General features: G+C 72.5%; 18 protein-coding genes. 7 read left to right on the top strand and 11 right to left on the bottom strand.

Annotated features, from left to right (window positions below):
* The first annotated feature begins 187 nt into the window (after positions 1-187).
* From FH608_RS18385 to FH608_RS52795, 3 genes are read left to right on the top strand one after another with little or no spacing between them, the layout of a single operon-like run.
* Positions 188-745, top strand: a complete 558-nt coding sequence (locus tag FH608_RS18385; RefSeq protein ID WP_139631749.1) for a TlpA disulfide reductase family protein — start codon at positions 188-190, stop codon at positions 743-745.
* Positions 742-2655: an ABC transporter ATP-binding protein gene (locus tag FH608_RS18380; RefSeq protein WP_226899660.1), complete on the top strand. Its 1914-nt coding sequence runs from the start codon at positions 742-744 to the stop codon at positions 2653-2655. Before FH608_RS18385 ends, FH608_RS18380 begins: the two co-directional genes overlap by 4 nt.
* 8 nt (positions 2656-2663) lie before the next feature.
* Positions 2664-3233, top strand: a complete 570-nt coding sequence (locus FH608_RS52795; RefSeq protein ID WP_226899659.1) for a S26 family signal peptidase — start codon at positions 2664-2666, stop codon at positions 3231-3233.
* Here FH608_RS52795 and FH608_RS18370 read toward each other — a convergent pair.
* The 8 genes from FH608_RS18370 to FH608_RS18340 form a co-directional block, all read right to left on the bottom strand.
* The gene (locus tag FH608_RS18370) at positions 3176-3850 is read right to left on the bottom strand and encodes a YesL family protein (RefSeq protein WP_139631748.1); all 675 of its coding nucleotides are present in this window, start codon (positions 3848-3850) and stop codon (positions 3176-3178) included. The genes FH608_RS52795 and FH608_RS18370 overlap by 58 nt on opposite strands.
* A complete protein-coding gene (locus tag FH608_RS52790) occupies positions 3847-4752 on the bottom strand; it encodes a carbohydrate ABC transporter permease (protein WP_226899658.1) in 906 nt (301 codons plus the stop codon). Before FH608_RS52790 ends, FH608_RS18370 begins: the two co-directional genes overlap by 4 nt.
* On the bottom strand, positions 4746-5636 hold the full coding sequence (locus FH608_RS52785; RefSeq protein WP_226899657.1) for an ABC transporter permease: 891 nt from the start codon (positions 5634-5636) through the stop codon (positions 4746-4748). The genes FH608_RS52790 and FH608_RS52785 overlap by 7 nt, the downstream gene beginning before the upstream one ends.
* Positions 5633-7234, bottom strand: coding sequence for a type 2 periplasmic-binding domain-containing protein (locus FH608_RS18360; protein WP_139631746.1), 1602 nt, complete (start codon positions 7232-7234; stop codon positions 5633-5635). Before FH608_RS18360 ends, FH608_RS52785 begins: the two co-directional genes overlap by 4 nt.
* Positions 7235-7245: 11 nt before the next feature.
* Positions 7246-9123, bottom strand: a complete 1878-nt coding sequence (locus tag FH608_RS18355) for a glycoside hydrolase family 127 protein (protein ID WP_139631745.1) — start codon at positions 9121-9123, stop codon at positions 7246-7248.
* 114 nt (positions 9124-9237) lie between these two features.
* A complete protein-coding gene (locus tag FH608_RS18350; protein WP_139631744.1) occupies positions 9238-10236 on the bottom strand; it encodes a LacI family DNA-binding transcriptional regulator in 999 nt (332 codons plus the stop codon).
* On the bottom strand, positions 10233-11240 hold the full coding sequence (locus FH608_RS18345; protein ID WP_139631743.1) for a LacI family DNA-binding transcriptional regulator: 1008 nt from the start codon (positions 11238-11240) through the stop codon (positions 10233-10235). Before FH608_RS18345 ends, FH608_RS18350 begins: the two co-directional genes overlap by 4 nt.
* 40 nt (positions 11241-11280) lie before the next feature.
* Positions 11281-12924: an acetyl-CoA acetyltransferase gene (locus FH608_RS18340; RefSeq protein WP_139631742.1), complete on the bottom strand. Its 1644-nt coding sequence runs from the start codon at positions 12922-12924 to the stop codon at positions 11281-11283.
* Between the two features lie 117 nt (positions 12925-13041).
* On the opposite strand from FH608_RS18340, the gene FH608_RS18335 reads away from it, so the two are divergent.
* Both FH608_RS18335 and FH608_RS18330 read left to right on the top strand, forming a co-directional pair.
* Positions 13042-13641, top strand: a complete 600-nt coding sequence (locus tag FH608_RS18335; protein ID WP_139631741.1) for a TetR/AcrR family transcriptional regulator — start codon at positions 13042-13044, stop codon at positions 13639-13641.
* Entirely contained in the window at positions 13638-14384 is a 747-nt protein-coding gene (locus FH608_RS18330; protein WP_139631740.1) for a phytanoyl-CoA dioxygenase family protein, read from the top strand. The genes FH608_RS18335 and FH608_RS18330 overlap by 4 nt, the downstream gene beginning before the upstream one ends.
* Before the next feature lie 28 nt (positions 14385-14412).
* Here FH608_RS18330 and FH608_RS18325 read toward each other — a convergent pair whose 3' ends face one another.
* Positions 14413-15204 (bottom strand): maleylpyruvate isomerase N-terminal domain-containing protein, encoded by a 792-nt coding sequence (locus tag FH608_RS18325; protein WP_139631739.1) that lies wholly within the window; start codon positions 15202-15204, stop codon positions 14413-14415.
* A 201-nt stretch (positions 15205-15405) separates the two neighbouring features.
* Positions 15406-15714: a cytochrome P450 family protein gene (locus FH608_RS18315; RefSeq protein ID WP_139631738.1), complete on the bottom strand. Its 309-nt coding sequence runs from the start codon at positions 15712-15714 to the stop codon at positions 15406-15408.
* Here FH608_RS18315 and FH608_RS18310 point away from each other — a divergent pair.
* On the top strand, positions 15707-17011 hold the full coding sequence (locus tag FH608_RS18310; RefSeq protein ID WP_139631737.1) for a tetratricopeptide repeat protein: 1305 nt from the start codon (positions 15707-15709) through the stop codon (positions 17009-17011). The two genes, FH608_RS18315 and FH608_RS18310, sit on opposite strands and share 8 nt — an antisense overlap.
* On the opposite strand, the gene FH608_RS18305 is transcribed toward FH608_RS18310, so the two are convergent.
* Positions 16986-17504 carry a DUF6624 domain-containing protein gene (locus FH608_RS18305; protein ID WP_226899656.1) on the bottom strand — a complete coding sequence of 173 codons (519 nt, stop codon included), beginning with the start codon at positions 17502-17504 and terminating at the stop codon, positions 16986-16988. The two genes, FH608_RS18310 and FH608_RS18305, sit on opposite strands and share 26 nt — an antisense overlap.
* 288 nt (positions 17505-17792) lie before the next feature.
* Here FH608_RS18305 and FH608_RS18300 point away from each other — a divergent pair, with 288 nt between their 5' ends.
* A complete protein-coding gene (locus FH608_RS18300) occupies positions 17793-19622 on the top strand; it encodes an AfsR/SARP family transcriptional regulator (protein WP_139631736.1) in 1830 nt (609 codons plus the stop codon).
* Positions 19623-19733 lie beyond the last annotated feature (111 nt).

The following is a 19733-nucleotide window of genomic DNA, read 5'->3' as shown; positions in this document are numbered from 1 at the left end:
CTGATGAGCGGCCTGACGAGCGGCCTGACGAGCGGCGCGGGCGGCCCGGGATCGGCGCAGCCGGCCGGTCTCGCGCTCGCGGGCGGAGCGGGGCTGGTGCTCGCCGTGCTCGTCAGCCGCCTTGACGACCTGGTCCAGCTGTTCGCGCCGGTGGCGGGTGCCGGATCGGCGCCGAAAGGAGAACGTCATGCCATTTCTCGTCGCCGGAGTGATCCTGGTGGGCGCGCTGTGCCTGTTCGACCTGCTGCTGACGCTGGGAGTGGTCAGACGGCTGCGGGAGCACAACACCCAGCTGCAGAGCCTCCTCGCCCGCGCTGACCGCGCCCCGGCGGAGCACGCGCGTCCGGCCGTCGCCGGTGAGGGAGTCGGCGACTTCCTGTCCACCACCGTCGACGGTGAGCCGGTTTCGCGCGACCTGCTGACCGGTGAGACCCTGGTGGCCTTCTTCAGCCCCAGCTGCACGACGTGCCGCGAGCAACTGCCGGAGTTCGTCGAGTACGCCCGCGACCTGCCGGGCGGGCGCAGCCAGGTCCTCGCCGTCGTGGCCGGTGAGCCGGAGGAGACGGCCGAGATGATCGACGCGCTCACGCCGGTGGCCCGCGTGACCGTCGAGGACTTCGACGGTCAGCTCAGCCGGGCATTCGCGGTCGACGCGTTCCCCGCGCACTACGTCGTCGACAGCGGCGGCGTCCTGCTCGCCACCGCACCCGACCTCACCTTGCTGCGGACCACGAGGAACGCGTGAGCCGAGAACCGGGCGGGCCCGCCGGCGGGCCACGGGCTCGGCGCGGGTTCGTGGCCGCCGCGGCCCGTGCCATGGCGCTGGCCTTCCGTTCGGCGCCCGTCCACGGCCTCGCGTATCTGGTCTCCACCGTGGCCGTCGCGGCGATCCCGATCGCGGCGGCCTGGCTGACGAAGTTCGTCCTGGACCGCCTGACGTCCACGGCGGGCCTGACGAACGCACCGAGCCCGACCTCCGAGCTGGTGGGCCTCGCGCTGGCCCTCGCGGCGGCCGGGGTCGCGCTCGGGGTCGTGCCCCAAGTCGCCCAGTACCTGCGTGCGGAGATGGACCGCAGGGCCGCTCTCCGCGCCCATGACGAGCTGTTCGCGGCGGTCGAGCAGGTGACGGGCGTGGCCAGGTTCGAGGATCCCCGTTTCCAGGACCGGCTCCGGCTGGCCCAGCAGAGCGCCTCCTCACCGGCCCAGACCGCCGACGCGGTGTTCGAGGTGGTGCGCGGGACGCTCACCCTCGGCGGGTTCGTCGGGTCGCTGGCCGTGATCAGCCCGGGGTTCACCGCCGTCGTGCTCGCCGCCGCGGTCCCCGCGGTGCTGCTCGAACTGCGGCTGTCCCGGCGGCGGGCCGCCATGCTGTGGCGGATCGGGCCGATCGAGCGGCGGCAGATGCTCTACGGCGACCTGCTCGCGAGCGCCGAGGCGGCCAAGGAGATCCGGCTGTTCGGGCTCGGGTCGTACCTGCGCGGCCGCATGATCGCCGAGCGGCGCGCCGCCGACGCCGACCGGCGGCGGACGGACCGGCGAGAGGTCGCCGTCCAGGGAGCCCTGGCGGCCCTGTCGGCGGCCGTCGCAGGCGGCGGTCTGGTGTGGGTCGTCGTCGCGGCCGCTCGCGGGCGGGTCACGGTGGGCGACGTCTCGATGTTCGTGGCCGCGGTCGCCGGCCTGCAAGGGGCGCTCGGCGGGCTGGTCACGTCGATGGCCGCGGCGCACCACCAGGTGCTCCTGTTCGGCCACTACATCGCGGTGGTCGACGCCGGGCCGGATCTGCCCGCGCCGGACGATCCGGCGCCGCTGCCCGCGCTCCGCCGCGGCATCGAGGTGCGCGACGTCTGGTTCCGCTACAGCGACGACCACCCGTGGGCGCTGCGCGGCGTCAACCTGTTCCTGCCCCATGGCGCGGCGGTGGCGCTGGTCGGCCGGAACGGCGCGGGCAAGAGCACGCTGGCCAAGCTGCTCTGCCGGTTCTACGACCCCACCCGGGGGGCGATCCTCTGGGACGGGGTGGACCTGCGCGACGTACCCGTCGAGGAGTTGCGCCGCCGCATCGGCGCGGTGCTCCAGGACTTCATGACCTACGACTTCAGCGCGGCGGACAACATCGCCATGGGCGATCTGGCGGCGCTCGGCGACATGGAACGGATCCGGGGCGCGGCCGTCCGAGCCGGGATCGACGGCACCCTGTCCCGCCTGCCGCGCGGCTACGACACGCTGCTGACCCGGCTGTTCTTCGGCGACTCGGAGAACGACGACCCCCAGAACGGGGTGATGCTGTCCGGCGGCCAGTGGCAGCGGGTGGCGCTCGCGCGCGCGTTCCTGCGCGAGAAGCGGGAGCTGATGATCCTCGACGAGCCGAACGCGGGCCTGGACCCCGACGCGGAGCACGAGGTGCACGACCGGCTACGGGCGATCCGGGCCGGCCGCGGCAGCCTGCTCATCTCGCATCGTCTCAGCGCCGTCCGGGACGCCGACCTCATCGTCGTCCTCTCCGACGGGGTGATCACCGAGCGGGGGCGGCACGCCGACCTGCTCGCCGCCCAGGGCGCGTACGCCCGGATGTTCACCGTCCAGGCGGCCGGTTATACCGAGGAGCCCGGCGGTCAGGGCAGGCCTGACGCGATGAGTGAAGGGACCCGCCGTTGAGCAGCGCCATGATCGTACTCGCGGCGGCGGCAGGCGTTCTCCTGGCGTCGGCCGTGATCGTCCTATGGCTGCGCCGTCGCTACATCGTCATCACCGTCACGGGCGTGAGCATGGAGCCGGCCTACCGCTCCGGCGACCGGGTGCTGGTCCGGCGGGCGCCCCTGGCGTCGGTCCGGCGCGGCCAGGCGGTGCTGCTCGCCGGCACTCTCGCGGAGATGTGGCCGGAGATGGCGGCGCCGTCGCCGGACGGAGCCGCCCGCCCGCCCTCCCGGAGGTCTCCCGGCACGTCCGCCGTGCCCGCCCCCGTGCCCGCCGCCGTGCCCGCCGCCGTGCCCGCCGCCGTGCGGGAACCGGCGGAGGAGCCGTTCCGCATGGTCAAGCGCGCGACGGCCGTGCCGGGAGACCCGATCCCGCGCGATGTCCCGTCCCTGCGGCAGGTTCCCGGGCGCGTGGTGCCCGAAGGGCTGCTCGTCGTGCTCGGCGACAACGCCGAGGCGTCGCGCGACTCGCGGCACTTCGGCTACGCGCCCTCGGAATGGCTGGTCGGCGTGGTGGTACGGCGCATCGCGGCAGGCTGATCCTCCTTCGGGCGGGGCAGCAGGCCGGTGGACCAGAGGTAGGCGAAGGACAGGCAGGCCGGAGCCGCGATCCCGAACACCGGGACCAGCCCGGGGACGACGTAGTAGACGCAGAGCACGACCGCGACCGCGACCGCGTTGAGCCCGGCGACGAGCGGCCGCGCCAGCACGAACAGCGCGCTCCGTACGACCAGCTTCGGGACGCTCTCGGCGAAGTGCGCGGCCAGCGGCCCCGCCGCCACGGACATGCCGAACAGGAACACCGCGAGCAGCCAGAACAGCCCGGCCAGCGCCGGGCCGGCGGCGCCGAGATCGACTGTGGCCACCACGTGGCGGTCGAGCAGCAGCAGCGCCCAGAGCGCGAGGAAGGCGTAGCCCAGGGCGTTCGCGGCGCGGAACTCCCGCCGCCAGGCCGTGGCGAACTCCTCGCGCAGCCGGGACGGCTCGTCGCGTCCCATCAGGTCGCGCCGCACGACGGCGTAGACGGCGGCGGTGGCCGGGAAGACGCCCAGCACCACCCCGCCGGCGAGGGTCCCGCCGAGCCAGAGCAGGTGGAGCAGGAACAGGCGCAGCCCCACCTCGCCGAGGCGGGTGTGCCAGCCGAGCAGCGCGTTCATCCCTTCACCGCCCCGATCATGACGCCCTTCTCGAAGTAGCGCTGGAGGAAGGGGTAGAGCACGATCACGGGCAGCGTCGAGACGATGATCACGCCGTACTTGATCTGGTCGGCGTACTGCTGCGCGTAGCTGGTGCCCGCCCCGCCCGCTCCTCCCGCGCCGCCGGCGAACGCCTGGTTGGACAGCAGGATGTCGCGGAGCACGACCTGGAGCGGCTGCTTGTCGTAGTCGCGGATGAAGACCAGGCCGGTGAAGAAGTCGTTCCAGTGCTGCACGAGGTAGTACAGGCCGATCACCGAGATGATGGCCTTCGACAGCGGCACCGCGATCTTCAGGAAGTAGCCGAAGTACGAGATGCCGTCGATGGCCGCCGCCTCGTACAGCTCCTCCGGCACGGAGCTCTCGAAGAAGGCGCGGGCGATGATGAGGTTGTAGACGTTCACCGCCACCGGGAGCACGAACACCAGCCAGTTGTCCAGCAGGCCGATGTCCCGGTAGAGCATGTACGTCGGGATCAGCCCGCCCTGGAAGAACATGGTGACGGCGAAGAACACCATGATCGCCTTGCGGGGCCGGAACTCCCGCCTGGACAGGGCGAAGGCCGCGGGCAGGGTGACGCAGAGGTTCAGCGCCGTCCCCACCCCGCTGTAGAGCAGGGTGTTGAGGTACCCGTTCCAGATCCGCTCGTCCTTGAGGATCTGCTCGTACCCGAACAGGTTGACGCCCCGCGGCCAGAGCCACACCTGACCGGTCGCGACCAGGGTGGAGTCGCTGATCGAGGCGATGACGACGAAGTAGACCGGGTAGATCACGGCGGCCAGGATGAGGACGCAGAGCGCGGCGAGGACGGCCGAGAAGGCGAGGTCGCCCGGCGTCCTGTTGCGGAAGTACGTGGCTACCACAGGCTCGTTCCCGACACTCGCTTGGCGATCTGGTTCGTGACCACCAGGAAGACGAAGTTGATCAGCGTGTTGAACAGCCCGATCGCGGTCGAGTAGCTGAACTGGCTGCTCAGGATGCCGATCTTGTAGACGTAGGTGGAGATGACCTCGGAGACCGGCAGGTTGAGCGTGTTCTGCATGAGCAGCACCTTCTCGAAGCCGGTGCTCAGCACCCCGCCCATGCTGAGGATCAGCAGGACGACCATCGTCGGCACCAGCGCCGGGACGTCCACGTGGCGGACGAGCTTGAGGCGGCTCGCGCCGTCGATCTTCGCGGCCTCGTACAGCTGCGTGTCGACCCGGGAGAGCGCGGCCAGGTAGATGATGCTGTTCCAGCCGCAGTGCTGCCAGATGTCGGAGATCACGTAGACGGGGACGAACGTCGAGGTGTCGCCCAGGAAGTTGACGTCCGTGACGCCGGCGAGCCCGGCCAGCCTGGTCAGCAGGCCCGACGACGGCGAGAGGAAGACCTGCAGCATGCCCACGATCACGACGGTCGAGATGAAGTGCGGCAGGTACGTCGCGGTCTGCATGAACCGCTTGCGGCCGGCGTGGACGACCTGGTTCACGATCAGCGCGAGCAGGATCGGCGCGACGAACCCCACGACCAGCGTGGCCAGGCTGATCGTGACGGTGTTGCGCATGAGCGTCCAGAAGAGCGGGCTCTCGAAGAACTGCTCGAAGTACTTGAGCCCGACCCACTCGCCCCCGGTCAGCCCGTTCTGGAAGGTGAACTTCCGGAAGGCGAGCTGGATGCCGTACATCGGGATGTAGGCGAAGACGCCGACGAAGGCGATCGCCGGGGCGAGCATGGCCCATAGCTGCCAGTGGCGGGGGAGCCTCATGAGTGCTGGGCCGCGTACTTGTCGTAGTAGCGCTGGAAGATCGAGACGTTCGCCGGGAGGCCCGAGTCGTTGACCTGCTTGACGTAGGCGTCCCACTGCTCGGCGATGCCGCCCTTGGTGATCCACTGGGCGAACTTCGGCTGCGTGATGTTGAGGATCGTCTGGTTGCTCAGGGCGAGGGTGTTGAGGTCCTCGGCGGTCATCTGGATGAACTGGCCCGGGTAGACGTCCTGCTTGAGGTCCATGTTCTTCAGGGCGGGCATCAGCGGCTCGGCCTGGACCACCGCCTCCTGGAGGTCGGTGGGGAGGTCCACCTCGATGTCGTCACGGATCCAGGTGGGCCCGTTGTCGGCGATCGTCGTCGTCCACTTCCAGGTGGAGGGGTCGCTCTTGCCGTCGGCGGGCGGGAGCACCTTGTACTCCTTGTCACTGACCTTCGTGATGTTCTGCCCGAACTCCCCGAAGAGGACCTGGATGGAGAGGTCCTGGTCGTAGAAGGCGTCGATGACGCGGAGCGCCGCCTCCTTGTTCTCCGTGGCCGCCGACATCGCGATCTGGTTGGCGGGGAAGTTCTCCGCGTAGCTGTCGTAGGTCCAGGTCACCGGCGTGCTCTGGCCTGCCTCCGCGAGCAGCGGGGCGGTGGCCTCGTACTGCCCGGCCAGCTGGGCGCCGAACCGGTCGCTCGCCGTCCAGCCCCAGCTGAACCCGACCTTGGCCACGTCGCCCTTGCCCCGGGCCACCGACTGGTAGGCGGAGTAGTCCTGCGTCATGACGTCCTTGCTGACCAGGCCGGCCGCGTAGCACTTGTGCAGGAACTCCAGCACCTGCCGGTAGCGCTCGTCCACCAGGAAGTTGCCCACCTTGCCGTCCTCGACGAAGTACCCCTGGCCGCCGCCCGCCGCGATCGGCAGCCCCAGGCTGCCGAGCAGCACGGACGGCTGGAAGTAGCCGAACCCGGTGGTGCCCACGGGGGACCAGTCCATCGGGATCTCGTCGTTCGCGTCGCCGTTGCCGTTGGCGTCCTTCTCCTTGAACGCCACGAGCACGTCGTACAGCTCGTCCCAGGTCGTGGGGGTCTTCAGGCCGAGGTTCTTCAGCCAGTCCTTGTTGATGTACTGGTGGGTCACGGTCTCCGGCCAGAACCTCTTGTAGCCGGGGACCGTGTAGATCTCGCCGCCCGGCTGCGTGGCCATGGCCTGCAGCTGCGGCTTGGCCTGGAAGAGGGCCTTGACGTTGGGCAGCTTGTCGAGGTCGTCCTTGAGGTCCTCGAAGAGCGTGCCGAAGGTGGCGAGGTCGGTGCTGTTGATCGCGTTGGTGCCGACGATGAGGTCGGGTACGTCGCCCGCCGCGAGCATGGCGGCCTTCTTCTGGTCCCAGTCCGCCGAGACCTCCTCCCAGGTGATCTTGACGTTGGCCTTCTTCTCCAGCTCCGCCACCCAGCCCATGTCCTTCATCGGCCCGGTGAGCGGGTGCTTGCTGACCAGGATGCGCAGGGTGTTGCCACCGCCGCCCTCGCTCTCGTCCGCGCCCGAGCACGCGGAAAGAGCCAGGACGGAGGCGAGTGTCACTGCGCACCACAGACGTGTCCTGCTGGCCATGGCGTTCTCCTTCAGGGGGTGGTGGCGGGCATCCAGACCCGCATGGCTCCCGGGGCGCGGTTTCCCCAGGTGGCGAAAGGGATGGCGGGTACGGCGAGCGTGCTCGTCGTACCCGCCCGGGCCGCCGGGCCGGCCGGGCGGTACAGCGCGGGCTCCTGCCCGGTCGCCTGCCCGGTCGCCTGGTCGGCGGCCTGTTCGGTGACCTGTTCGGTGACGTGGGCGGTGAGATGGAGCGTGGCGCCGTCCGCCTTGGGCGGCACGGAGAGGTCGATGACGAGGTCGTCCACCGCGACGTCCTCCGGCAGGTCGGCCTGCTCGACGCAGTAGACGACCGGGCCCCGCTCCAGCGCGACGCAGCCGCGGAGCGCGTCCACCCGCGGGTGCGCCCGCGTCCAGCGCGGGCTGACGTCGAGGTCGAGCCGGAATCCCGGCCCGGGGTCGATCCGCAGGTAGCCGTCCTCGTCCGCCGGGACGGTGCCGCGCGACCACTCCGGTACGCGCAGCGCCACCCGGACGCCGGGCTCGATCCGGCCGCGCACCGCGACGTCCACCGTGCCGCCGGCCGGGTAGCCGGTGCGGATCTCCAGCACACCGTCGCCGAGGTGGGGCGGGAGGTCGATGTCGGCGTCGGCGTAGATGTGAACGCTAACATCATGCGCGTCGGCCGTCGCGACATACGTGTCCAGCTGGGCGACGAGCCGGGCGATGTTCGGCGGGCAGCACGCGCACGCGTACCAGGGGGCCCGCTCGCGCGGGGCGTTCTCCTCGTCGTAGCGATCGGGGCGGAGCTGGAGCGGGTTGGAGTAGAAGAAGCGGGTGCCCGTCTCGTCGGTGGAGGCCGCGATCGCGTTGTGGATCTCCCGCTCCATGACGTCGGCGTACCGGGACCCGCCGGTCGCCAGCAGCATCCTCCACGACCACTGCAGGTCGGCGATGGAGGCGCAGGTCTCGGCGTAGGCGCGGTCGGAGGGGAGTTCGTAGTCGTCGCCGAAGGCCTCGTCGCGGTGCCGCGAGCCGTAGGCGCCGGTGATGTACATCTTGCGCAGGTGGGCGTTGTCCCACTGGGCGCGCTGGGCCTCGAGCAGTTCCGACTCCCCCGTCTCCAGGTAGAGATCGGTCACCCCGGCGTTGAGATAGAGCTGCCGCACGGCATGGCCGACGGCCGTCCGCGCCTCCCGTACGGGCAGATGGTCCTGGAAGTACCGGGCGCCGAGATGGCCCGTCTTGAGCAGCCCGTGACCGCGGAGGTCGATCATCCGCCTGGCGAGGGCGAGGTGGCGTTCCTCGCCGGTGTGGCGGTGGAGCTCCACGAGGGCGGTCTCGATCTCCGGATGGCCGCAGATGCCTTCCTCGCGTCCGGGGCCGAACCGCCGGTGGAGCAGGTCGACGAAGCGGCGGGCGATCGCCAGCAGGTCGTCCCGGCCGGACGCCCGGTCCAGCGCGACCGCCGCCTGGACCATGTGGCCCAGGACGTACATCTCGTGCGTCCACTCCAGCTCGGCGAAGCGCTTCTCCGGGTGCACGCCCTGGATCCAGGTCATGACATATCCGGTCGGGTCCTGGACGCGGGCGACCAGCCCGATGACCTCGTCCAGCCATCCGTCCCAGCGACGGGTGCCGGACCGTCCGATCTCCCAGGCGACGGCCTCGATGACCTTGTAGAGGTCGGAGTCCGCGAAGACGAAACCGCGGTGCGGCGCGCCGGACTCGCCGACCAGCCGCCGGAAGTTGTCGATCACTCCGCTGTCTTCGAGCCGGGCGACGCAGTGCGGGATGGTCGCCTCCGCGTTCCGCTCCTGCCAGGCACCGAGGACGCCGTGCGGGCGCAGTCGCGCGGTCAGGGGACGGTGTACGGCGATGCCGGATGAAGAGAGGGCAGGGGCACGCAAGAAGGGCTCCCTCGGGGGTCCGTTGTGTGAACCCCGACGTTAAAGGTGCTAGTTCAGCGTTGTCAACGATGAGACAGGATGAGGCGGAACGACCCGAACGAAGGCGGGCATGCGTCAGGCCGAGGAGTCCCGCAGCACCAGCCGCGCTCCCGTGCGGACCTCCCGGGCGGGCCCGTCATGGCCGTCGATCCGCTCCAGCAGCATGCGGATCGCCTCGGCGACCATCTCCCCCTGCTCCGGGCTGACCGAGGAGAGCGAGGGCGTGGTGAACTCCCCCTCGTCGGTGTTGTCGAACCCGGTGACCGCCACCTCCCGCGGGACGCGGATCCCGTGACTGCGGAGCGCGCGCAGCACTCCGCTCGCCGTGGCGTCGTTGACGCAGGCCACGGCGTCGAACCGGGCACCGGAGCGGAGCAGCCCCACCATGGCCTCATATCCGGACATCCGGCGGTCCCAGTCCGAGCCGAACGCCAGGAGCGCCTTGTCGAACGGCACGCCGTACGCGTCCAGGGCCGCGACATATCCGGCGAAACGCTCCCCCGGGGGCTCGATCATCTCCGGGCCCGTCATGACCAGGGCGATCCGGTGCCGGCCCGACGCCAGCAGGTGCCGGATGACCGCCTCGAAGCCCTCGCGCTCCCCCATCACGACGCAGTCGATGAGCCTGCTGGGAGCGCCGCCCAGCTGGACCACGGGCCGCGGCGGCATCCGGTCCTCGATCACGTGACCCGTGAAGTGATGGGGACAGATGATCACCCCGTCCACGTCGCGGGTCGTCACCCCCAGCACGGCGTCGCGCTCCGCGTCGCCGTCGTGCGCGATGCGCAGGGTCGTGGACAGGTCGCATTCGGCCAGCGCCAGGATCAGCCGCTCCGCGAGCTCGGCGAAGTACGGCTGGTAGAGGTTGGGCACGACGACGGCGATCCGCCCGGTCCGGCCCGACGCCAGCCCCCGGCCCGCCGGGTTCACCACGTAGCCGACCTCCGCCACGGCCGCGCGGACCCGCTCCCGGGTCGCGGCGGAGACGTTGGGACGGCCGAGCAGCACGTTGGAGACCGTCTTGGCCGAGACACCCGCGCGTACGGCGACGTCGGCCAGCGTCGGTCGCCTCACCCGGCTCCCACCCCGAGCGTCGACTCCCGGCGTACGAGCCTGACGGGCAGGACCGCCGAGCGGGCACGCGCGGGCGCCGTGCCGTCCAGGCGCGCGCCGAGCAGCTCGAACGCGGCGCGGGCGATCCGCTCGCGCCCCGGGTCGATCGTGGTGAGCGACGGGGTCGAGAACCAGCCGTCCTCGAGGTTGTCGTGCCCGATGACCGCCACCCGGCCGGGGACGTCGATCCCGCGTGCGGCGAGCGCCGCCAGCGCGCCCAGCGCGACCTCGTCGTTGACGCAGAGCAGCGCGTCGACCTCCGGGCGCCGCGCGAGGATCTCGGCCCCTGCCCGCGCGCCGGCCCGGCGGTCCGCGAGCGGCCCGAGGGCCACCACGGGCACGGCGCCGGGGTCGATGCCGGTCGCGGCGAGCGCGGCGAGCAGCGCCTCGGCCGGGGACCCGCCGACGCCTCCCCGGTCCGCGCCGAGCAGCGCAGGCCGGGTGCGGCCCATGACCGCGAGATGGCGTGCGGTGAGCGTGGCCGCCTCCGCCACGTCCTCGTCCACCCGGTCGGCCTCGTCGTGCGGCCGCGCCCCGTGGACGACCACGACCGGGCGCTCGTCCAGGGCGCCGGACACGGAGCCCGGCAGGTCGTCGCCGATGAGCACCACGCCGTCGAACACCCGGCCGCGCGCGTCGAGGAGCCTGCGCAGGCTCTCGGGGGCGCGGTGGGTCGGCTCGACGGCGGCCTGCATCCCGCGCCGGTCGGCCTCGGTCACCAGGGCCTCCACCAGACCCGCCAGGTACGGTCTGCGTAACTCGGCCACCCCGATGCCCACGATGCCGGTGCGCCCGGTCCGGAGGGCGCGCGCGCTGCCGTTCGGCACCCAGCCGAGCGCGTCGATGGAGGCGTGCACCCGCCGGATCACCTCGGGCCGGGTGTGCGGTTCGCGGTTGACCACCCGCGAGACGGTCTTGACCGAGACGCCCGCGTGCCTCGCCACATCCCGCATGGTCACGCGCATGCGGCAAGTCTACGTGCAGGCGGGACGGCGCCCGCGCCGGTCAGGACGGCCCCTCACCGCGCCGGACGGCGGGCCCGGGCGGGAGCGGGCCCTCCACACGCGCGCCGTCCTCGCGCGCGCCGTCCTCGCGCGCGCCGTCCACGGTGACCCGGTTGCCGGCGTCGAGGGACCGGACGTGGACCCGCTGCCCGACGGGCTCGCCGGTGGTGAGCAGGCCGAGCGTGCGGTCGTCACCGTCGGCGGTCATGGCGACGAAGCGGCGGCCGTCGGCCTCCAGCCGTCCGATGACGATCCCCGTACGCCTGCCGCCCGTGCCGTGCTTGACGGTGTAGGTCTCGACCGTCCCCCAGCCGTCCGCCCGGACCGCCTGCTCGACGGCGGGCCACGAGTCGATCTCGGCCTGCAGGTCGGCGCTGCGGTCCGGCCGCCAGGGAGCGGGCAGCGTGGAGTAGACGCCGGCGGAGTATTTGCTCAGCATGCCGCCGTTCGCGCCGACCAGCCCGTACGTGCCCGGCCGCTCGCGCAGCCGCCGCACGATCTCGGCGATGGCGTGCGTGGAGTAGTTGTTGCCGGGGCCGCCGAAGAACGGCAGGCCGCCGGTCACCGTCAGCTCGCGCGAGCCGTCGGCGGGCAGGCCGAGGCCGTCGCAGATGTTCGACACGGCAATGGGGAAGCAGCTGTAGAGGTCGATCGCGGCCAGGTCGCCGGCGCCGATCCCGGCCAGCTCCAGCGCGTGGCGGGCGGCCATCACGGAGGCCGGACCGCGGCTGAGGTCGGCGCGGTCGAGCAGGTCGCGTTCGCGCAGGTCGGCGTGGCCGTGCAGGAACACCCACCGGTCCCGCGGCACGCCGAGCCGCCGGGCCTGCTCCACCGACATGAGCAGGACGGCGGCGCCCTGGTTGACCTTCTCGCGGGCCACGACGTAGCGGGTGTACGGCTCGGCGATCAGACGGTTCGTCTCACCCGGCGTGACCAGCTCCCCAGCGGTGCGCTCGACCGGGGCGGCGGCGTGCGGGTTGGCCGCGGCGACCGTCGTGAACGGCGCGAACAGCGCTCCCATCCCGGCGGCATACTCCTGCCGGGTCTGCTTGAGCCGGGCGCGCCGGGCGTTGTCGAACAGGGCGTACTGGCTCGGCGCGTCGGCCAGCCCGTGGGCGGCCAGGTGCCGGGAGCCCAGCCCCTTGAGCCCGTATCCCCTGTCCTCCAGATCGCCTTCGACGGTCTCGCCGAAGTCGGGCCTGTCCTCGGCTCCGGCGAGATGCAACACGGTCGAGATGGCCTCCGCCCCGAAGACCAGGGCCGCGCTGGCGCCGCCGGCGGCGATGGTGGCGGCCAGCTCGTTGACCAGGTGCTGCGGCCCCTGCCCGCCGACGACCTCGAGGATCGCCCGCCGGGGCGCGGCGCCGGCGCGGGCGGCGACGGAGCGCGGGTAGTTGGTGGACCTGCCGAGAGGGGCCGGGACGCCGGGGGCGGAGATCTCGAACTGGCGCACGCCCGCCACCGTGTCGACGGCGGCGGCCACCGCGGCGGGGTCAGCGCCGGTGTCGGCCAGGGCCTCGCGCGCCGCCGCCGCGGCCAGGTCGACGGGTGACAGCCGCCGGTAGCCGGGCTCGCCGATCCGTTCCGACGACTGCCCCACGCCGACGAGCACCGGCGTACGCGGATCGAGGTCCGGGAAGGTCATCGTCACGCTCCAAGCCGATCACGCCCGACCGGTCGGCCGAGTTACCCGATCAGAGTCATTTATAGCCTGGCGAGGCCGGGCCTTGGGCGTTGAGTTGAACTCAACTAACATGGAGGCGTGCAGCACCTGTCCGTACGAGCCGCCGCCACCCGCCGCGCCATCCTCGAAGCCGCCGCCGCCGAGCTCATCGAGACCGGCGACATCGAGGTCGCGTCCGTCGCGCGCCGCGCCGGGCTCAGCGTCGGCCTGCCGTACCGCTACTTCGGCACCCGCAGCGGCCTGATGAGCGCGCTGCTCTCCGACTTCTACGACCGGCTCGTGGCGGAGACGGTGCTCGGGCACTTCCCCGGCCACACCTGGCTCGAGCGCTGGGAGGCCCAGCTCGCCCGGTGGACCGACTGGGTGTACGACGAGCCGCTCGCCGCCGTCGTGCTCGGGCGGATGGTAGGCGACGCCCAGGTCGCCGCCGTGGAGGCCCGCTGCGCCAGGCAGGTCATCGCGCTCGGGGCCAAGCACGTGGCCGCCGGCCAGGCCGAAGGGGTCCTCGCCCGCGATCGCGACGCCGAGCTCATGGCCGCGGCCGTCGTCGGCGGCATGCGCTCCGTCCTGGCCATCGTCCTGGACCAGGATCCCCGCCCCGACCGGGCCGAGGTGCTGCGGGAGATCCTGGAGTTCAGCACCGCCGCGCTCGGCGCGTCCCGGAGAGGCGCGCCATGACCGGCCGGAGCCGGTCGCCGGCCACGGCGGGGGCCATGTCCGCGCTCCACCGCGACGGCTACCTCGTCCTGCGCGACGTGCTCGCCCCCGCCACCTGCGACGGCCTCCGTGCCGAGCTCACCCCGCTGCTCCGCCCCGCGGGCCGTGACCCCTTCCGGTCGCGTCACGTCCGCCGCGTGTACGGCGTCCTGCACAACACCCGGGCCGCCGATCCCCTCCTCGACCACCCGCGTGTGCTCGCCCTGCTCGACCGGCTGCTGCTGCCCAACTACCTGCTGTCGCAGCTGGAGGTCGTCGAGGTCGCCCCCGGGGCACCCGCAAGCCCCGCGAGTTACGACGACCACCGCTATCCCCTCCCCCGGCCTCGCCCCGCGCTGTCCATCGCCGCGCTCTGGACCCTCGGCCCCGGCACCACGGTGACGGTGTGGCCGGGCAGCCACCGCTGGCCCGCCCGCCACCCCACCGCGCCGGGCGTGCCCCTCACTCCCCCGCCGGGCTCCTGCACCCTGCTCCTCGGCACCCTCTGGCACGCGCGGCCCCCGCAACCGGCACCGCCGTGCCTGACCATCACCGCACAGTACTGCGAGCCCTGGCTGCGCACGCGGGAGGCGTTCACCCTCTCCCCCGGCAGGCAGGTGGCCCGGCAGCTGAGCAACCGGACCCGCCGCATGCTCGGCTACAGCATCCATCCCCCGGACACGGGCCTGGTGGACGGCATGCACCCGTACCGCCTCTTCACCTGAAGACCCACGGGATGCATGGCCGGGGAGGCTAGTAGCCGGGGAAGACGGCGCGGAGCACGTCGAGGTCGACGGCTCCCGTCGTGGTGACGGCGGCCGGGGTGTGCCGCGGCCCGAGGCGGCCGGACACGAGCCGGACCCACGCCTCGGCGGGCAGCGTGAGCGTGCCGTCCGGCTCGGCCGGTACGTCATGGTCCACGCTGACCGGATCCCCCAGGCGCAGCGCGAAGACCGACGCGGGCGCGCTCGTGGCGACCCGGACGACCCCGGTCCGGCCGTCGAGGCGGTCCGGCTTGCCGATCCAGCCGAGCATGCCGGCCAGTCCGGGCAGGAGCTGGCCGGTGGACTCGGGGGTCAGCGTGGCGTGCTCGTCGAACGCGACGCGCACGTCCCACGAGTGCAGGGCCAGCTCGTTGAGCCTGAGCCGCCCGGCCGCCGCCACGTCCACCGGCTCGGGCATGAAGCCCAGGTCGACGTGGAGTGTCTCGCGGGTCTTGGCGTCCAGCGACTCGTAGAGCTCGATCAGGGACTCGTCGGCCTTGAGGAAGCCGTCGGCGCGCTCGCGCCGCCCCATGGCGTTCCACCTGTCCCAGACGCTCTCCCAGGAGTCGCGGCCGGGGGCGGGCCGGTCGTCCAGGGCGGCCTGGAGCGTGCCGCGGGAGATCTCGGCGCCGCTGCCCAGGTGGCTGAGCACCTGCGAGAGGTCCCACTCGGCCGCGCCGGACGGCCCGGCCAGCTGTTCGTCGGTGAGCGTGGGGACCAGCCCGGCCAGGCGGTCGTGCTCGATGCGCAGCGCGGCGATCACCGCGTCGGCGTTGCTCATGTGCTCTCCAGTCGATGAGGTGTCGCATTCGGCGAGCCGGGACGGCCGCGGATGCGTAGAGGCCCGGCCGCCCGCAGGCGGCCGGCCTGCTCGCGGACATGGTCAAGATACTCGCGTACGTCGTGGATCAACGAAGCGCCCTTCACCTCGCCGTACCCGGGGCCCTGGGCAGGTGTTCCCTCGTCTCCCAGGTGTCCCGTGTCACCCCGTTCTTCGCAGGGCGTGGAAGGTCACGGGAAGCGAGGTGAGCCTCCGGGTGGCGCCGCGGTCGGTGTGGAGAGGTTTCCCGGCCGGCCGCAACGTCGGCACGCGTTCGGCGAGCTGCCGGACCATGACCTGGAGTTGCATCCTCGCCAGGCCGGCGCTCAGCGCGTGGTGGCCGGAGGCCGGGCGCGGATCGAGCGGGCGGTGGACGTCGGAGCGGAGCAGCTCCTCCACGGCGGACGGCACGCCGGAGGGCGACTTCGCGAGCCGGGCGAGCCGGCCCGGGCGGCGCAGGAGCGTGCACACCGCTACCTGGTCGCACCACGGCCTCACCGCCGCCGCGGCCGGACTGCTCGGCCTGCTCAGCCTGGCTCCCGGGCCGGACATCAGCCTCACGGCCGCCGCGTCCCTGGCCGCGCTGCCCCCGGCTCGCACCGGCATGCTGCTGCGGGAGCTGGAGAGCGCGCATCTGGTCCATCAGCACGTACGCGGCCGCTACCGCATGCACGACCTGATCCGCGCGTGCGCCTCCGAGCAGGCCCACCGCGGCCTGCCGGGGGACGCGCGCGACGCCGCCCTGCGGCGGCTGGTCGACTTCTACCTCCACACCGCGTACGCGGGTGATCGGCTGCTGCAGCAGCACCGCGAGCCCATCGAGATCGACGCGCCGGTCGAGGGCTGCCGCCCGGAGCCGCTGGAGGACCAGGCAGCCGCACTGTCGTGGTTCGACGCGGAACACGCCTGCCTGCTCGCCGCGCACCGGCTGGCCGGCGACCTGGGCCGGCACGCCTCGGTGTGGCGGCTGGCCTGGGCGCTGCGCACCTTCCACCGGCGGCGCGGGCGCGGGCACGAGGATCTCGCCATCTGGCAGGCCGGGCTGTCCGCCGCCGAACGGCTGGGCGACGTCGCCGCCCAGATCCAGGCCCACCGGTTGCTCGGCAACACCTGGTCCGAGCTGGGCCGGCCGGACGAGGCCGGCCGGCACCTCGATCGCTCCCTCTCCCTGGCCGAGCACGCCGGCGACATCGCGGCCCAGGCTCACGCGCACATCGCCCTCGGCTGGGTGGAGAAGGCGCGTGGCGCCGACCGGCGGGCGGTGGACCACCTCGTCCGTGCCTCCCACCTGTACCGGAGCATGGGCAACGCGGTGTGGGAGGCGGACGCGCTCACCACCGCCGGCTGGTTCCACGCCGAGTCCGGCCGGTATGACAAGGCGCGCGCGCAGTGCGAGGCGGCCCTGCGCATCTACCGCGAGCACGCCGACCTGGAGGGCGAGGCCGACACGCTGAACAGTCTCGGCTACGTCGCCCACCACACGGGCCGGCACGCCGAAGCGCTCGATCACTACGAGCGGGCCCGCGCCCTGTTCCAGGACCTCGGCCACACCTACAACGAGGCGGACACTCTCGACCGCATCGGCCACACCCAGGCGGCCCTGGACCGTCCCGATCCGGCCCGCCTGGCCTGGCGCCAGGCTCTCGACCTCTACCGGGCCCAGCAGCGCGGCACCGACGCCGACCGCGTCCAGAAGCAGCTCGCCGCCCTCGACGACCGGCCGGCCACGTCGAAGGGTGTTCTCAGCCCTGATCGTGCCGGCGCATGAGCCGGTCGTACTCGGCGTGGGGCTCCAGCCCCGCCGCGGCGCGGCGCTCGTCGAGGTGCTCGGGATCCTCGATGGGGTGCGGGCCGAATCCGCCGTCGGGGGTGTCCCGGTACTGCGTGCCGTACACCTGCGGGAGGTCCTGGCCGACGCGCACGCGATCGACGAGGTACGCGAGCTGCTGCGGCGTCGCCTGCCCCCGGGCGACGGCGTCCCGCAGCGCATCCAGGCACCGGCGCTGGAACTCCCGATCGCGGTCGGCGTGCTGGGCCAGCAGCCAGGCGGCCTGCGCGGCCTTCTCGCCCACGAGATCGCGGCCGGGCCAGCCGCGTTCGGCGATGACCCGCTTGAGGAACGCGGTGTTGCCGGTGTCCACGCGCTCCCACTCGTCGAGCAGGTCCGCGGACAGCGGCTCACCCACGGGAAGGCTGAGCCGCAGCCGCTGATCACGGTCCATGCGGGCCAGCAGCTCGTCGCGCAGCTCCGGATCGAGCACGGGCGCTCCCTTCAACGGCGCTCACGGCAGCGGAATGGGCCTACGAGGAACGTATGTCGAGACGGATTCCTTGCGCCACACATATCGTCGCGGAAATAAATTTCAGCGCGCCGTGGAACCGCTCCCACCACGCTAGCCCTGAGCTATTCGGAACACGTAATCTTCTTATTCCGTTCCAGGAAGTACCGGTCCGACGTCGCGTACGCCGATCATTGGTCGCGGCAAATCAAGATCCGAGTTCAATCACGTTCCTGTTGGTGAAAGCCGCGCGCACTGCAGGGTGGTCATATGGATTTCAAGATCCTCGGACCGATCGAGGTCCGCACCTCTCACGGGAGGCCGATCGCGCTCGGGCGCCGAAAACAGCGGGTGCTGCTGGCCGCGCTGCTGCTCAACACCGGCAAGGCGATCCCCAGCCGGCGCATGCTCGACTGGCTGTGGGGCGAGCGCGCCCCCGCCACCGCGGAGTCGAACCTCTACACCTACATCTCCGCGCTGCGCAAGGTGCTCGGCTCCCCCTCCCGCATCGAGGCGGGCTCCAACGGTTACGTGCTGCGCGTCATGCCCGGCGAGGTGGACGTCACGCTCTTCGAGGACCTCGCCGCGCAGGGGCAGCAGGCGCTGGACGCCGGGCGCCACGACGTCGCGCTCGAACGCCTGACGCGCGCCCTCGGCCTGTGGCGCGGCGAGTCGGTCCTGGAGGATCTGCCCCTGCCCGCGCCGCTGCGCTGCGAGGCGGCGCGGCTGGAGCAGCTGAAGGCGACCGTCATGGACGCCTCGCTGGAGGCCCGGCTGGCGCTCGGCCAGCACGCCGAGATGCTCGCCGACCTGGAGGCGCTGGCCCGCAGGGACCCGCTGAACGAGCGGCTGAGGGCGCAGCTCATGCTGGCCCTCTACCGGTGCGGCCGCAGGGCCGACGCGCTGGCGGTCTATCAGAGCGCGCGGACGACGCTGGCCGCCGAGGTCGGCATCGACCCCGGCCCCGACCTGGTCCGCATGCACCAGCGCGTCCTCGCCGACGACCCCGCCCTGACGCCCGCCCTGGCGGCGCGGACGGCGGCCTCTCACCGGGCCCCGGCCGAGCTGCCCATGGGCTCGGCGGCCTTCACCGGCCGGAGCGCCGAGGTGGCCCGCCTGCGCGCGATGCTGACCTCGGCCTCCGGCGCGACCGCCGTCTCGGCGATCACGGGCGCCGCGGGGGTGGGCAAGTCGGCGCTGGCGGTGCACGTCGCCCATCAGGTCGCCGGCCGGTTCCCGGACGGCCGCATCTACGTGGACCTGCACGGCTGCACGCCGGGCGTCGCGCCGCTGAACCCCGCGGACGTCCTGGCCCGCCTGCTGCGCTCGCTCGGCGACGACACGGTCGGACGGCGCGGCGGGCGGCCCGACGTGGACGAGGCCGCGGCCCGCTTCCGCTCGCTGACGGACGGCAGGCACCTGCTGCTCCTGCTCGACAACGCCCGCGACGCGGCGCAGGTGCGCCCGCTGCTGCCGGCGAGCCCGACCTGCCGCGTGCTCGTCACCGCTCGCAGGACGCTCACCTCGCTGGACGCCGCCTCGCACTTTCGCCTCGGCGTCATGGTCGAGGACGAGACGTCCACGCTGCTCGGCCGCCTGATCGGGGAGGAGCGCGTGGCGGCCGAGCAGCGGGCCGCCCACGCGATCGTGCGGCTGTGCGCCGGGCTGCCGCTGGCGATCAGGATCGCCGCCGCCCGGCTGACCGCCCGCCCGGGGCTGTCGCTGCGCGCCCTGGCCGACCGGCTGGCGGTCGAGGAGCACCGCCTGTCCGAGCTTCAGGCCGACGACCAGGCCGTACGCGCGTTCTTCATGATGAGTTACCGGAGCCTCGACGCCGAGTCCTCCCGGATGTTCCGGCTGCTGAGCCTGCTCGGCGGCGCCACCATCGGCGTCGCGGCCGCCGCGGCCCTGGCCGGCCGTCCCGAGCCGCGCGCCGCCGACCTGCTGGACCATCTCGTGGAGGCCCACCTCCTGGAGGCGGGCGGCCACGACCACTACCACATGCACGACCTGCTCCGCCTGTTCGCCCGCGAGCGGGCCAGGGAGGAGGGCACCCAGGAGGAGCGCGCGCGGGCCACGGACCTACACACCCTTGCATAGTCCGGGGCATAGCCCGATTCGTCATTGTTGATGACATGTCTCACCTTTTCTCACCGTCGAGAAGAAGGCCGGGAACCAGCGTAATTAGCGAAAACCGGGAAGGGCGGACGT

Origin of the sequence: Nonomuraea phyllanthi (assembly GCF_006334985.2) — a bacterium.
GTDB classification, from domain to species: domain Bacteria; phylum Actinomycetota; class Actinomycetes; order Streptosporangiales; family Streptosporangiaceae; genus Nonomuraea; species Nonomuraea phyllanthi.
Note: the sequence above shows the minus strand (reverse complement) of the source record. Positions and strands in the feature narration are given on the sequence as shown.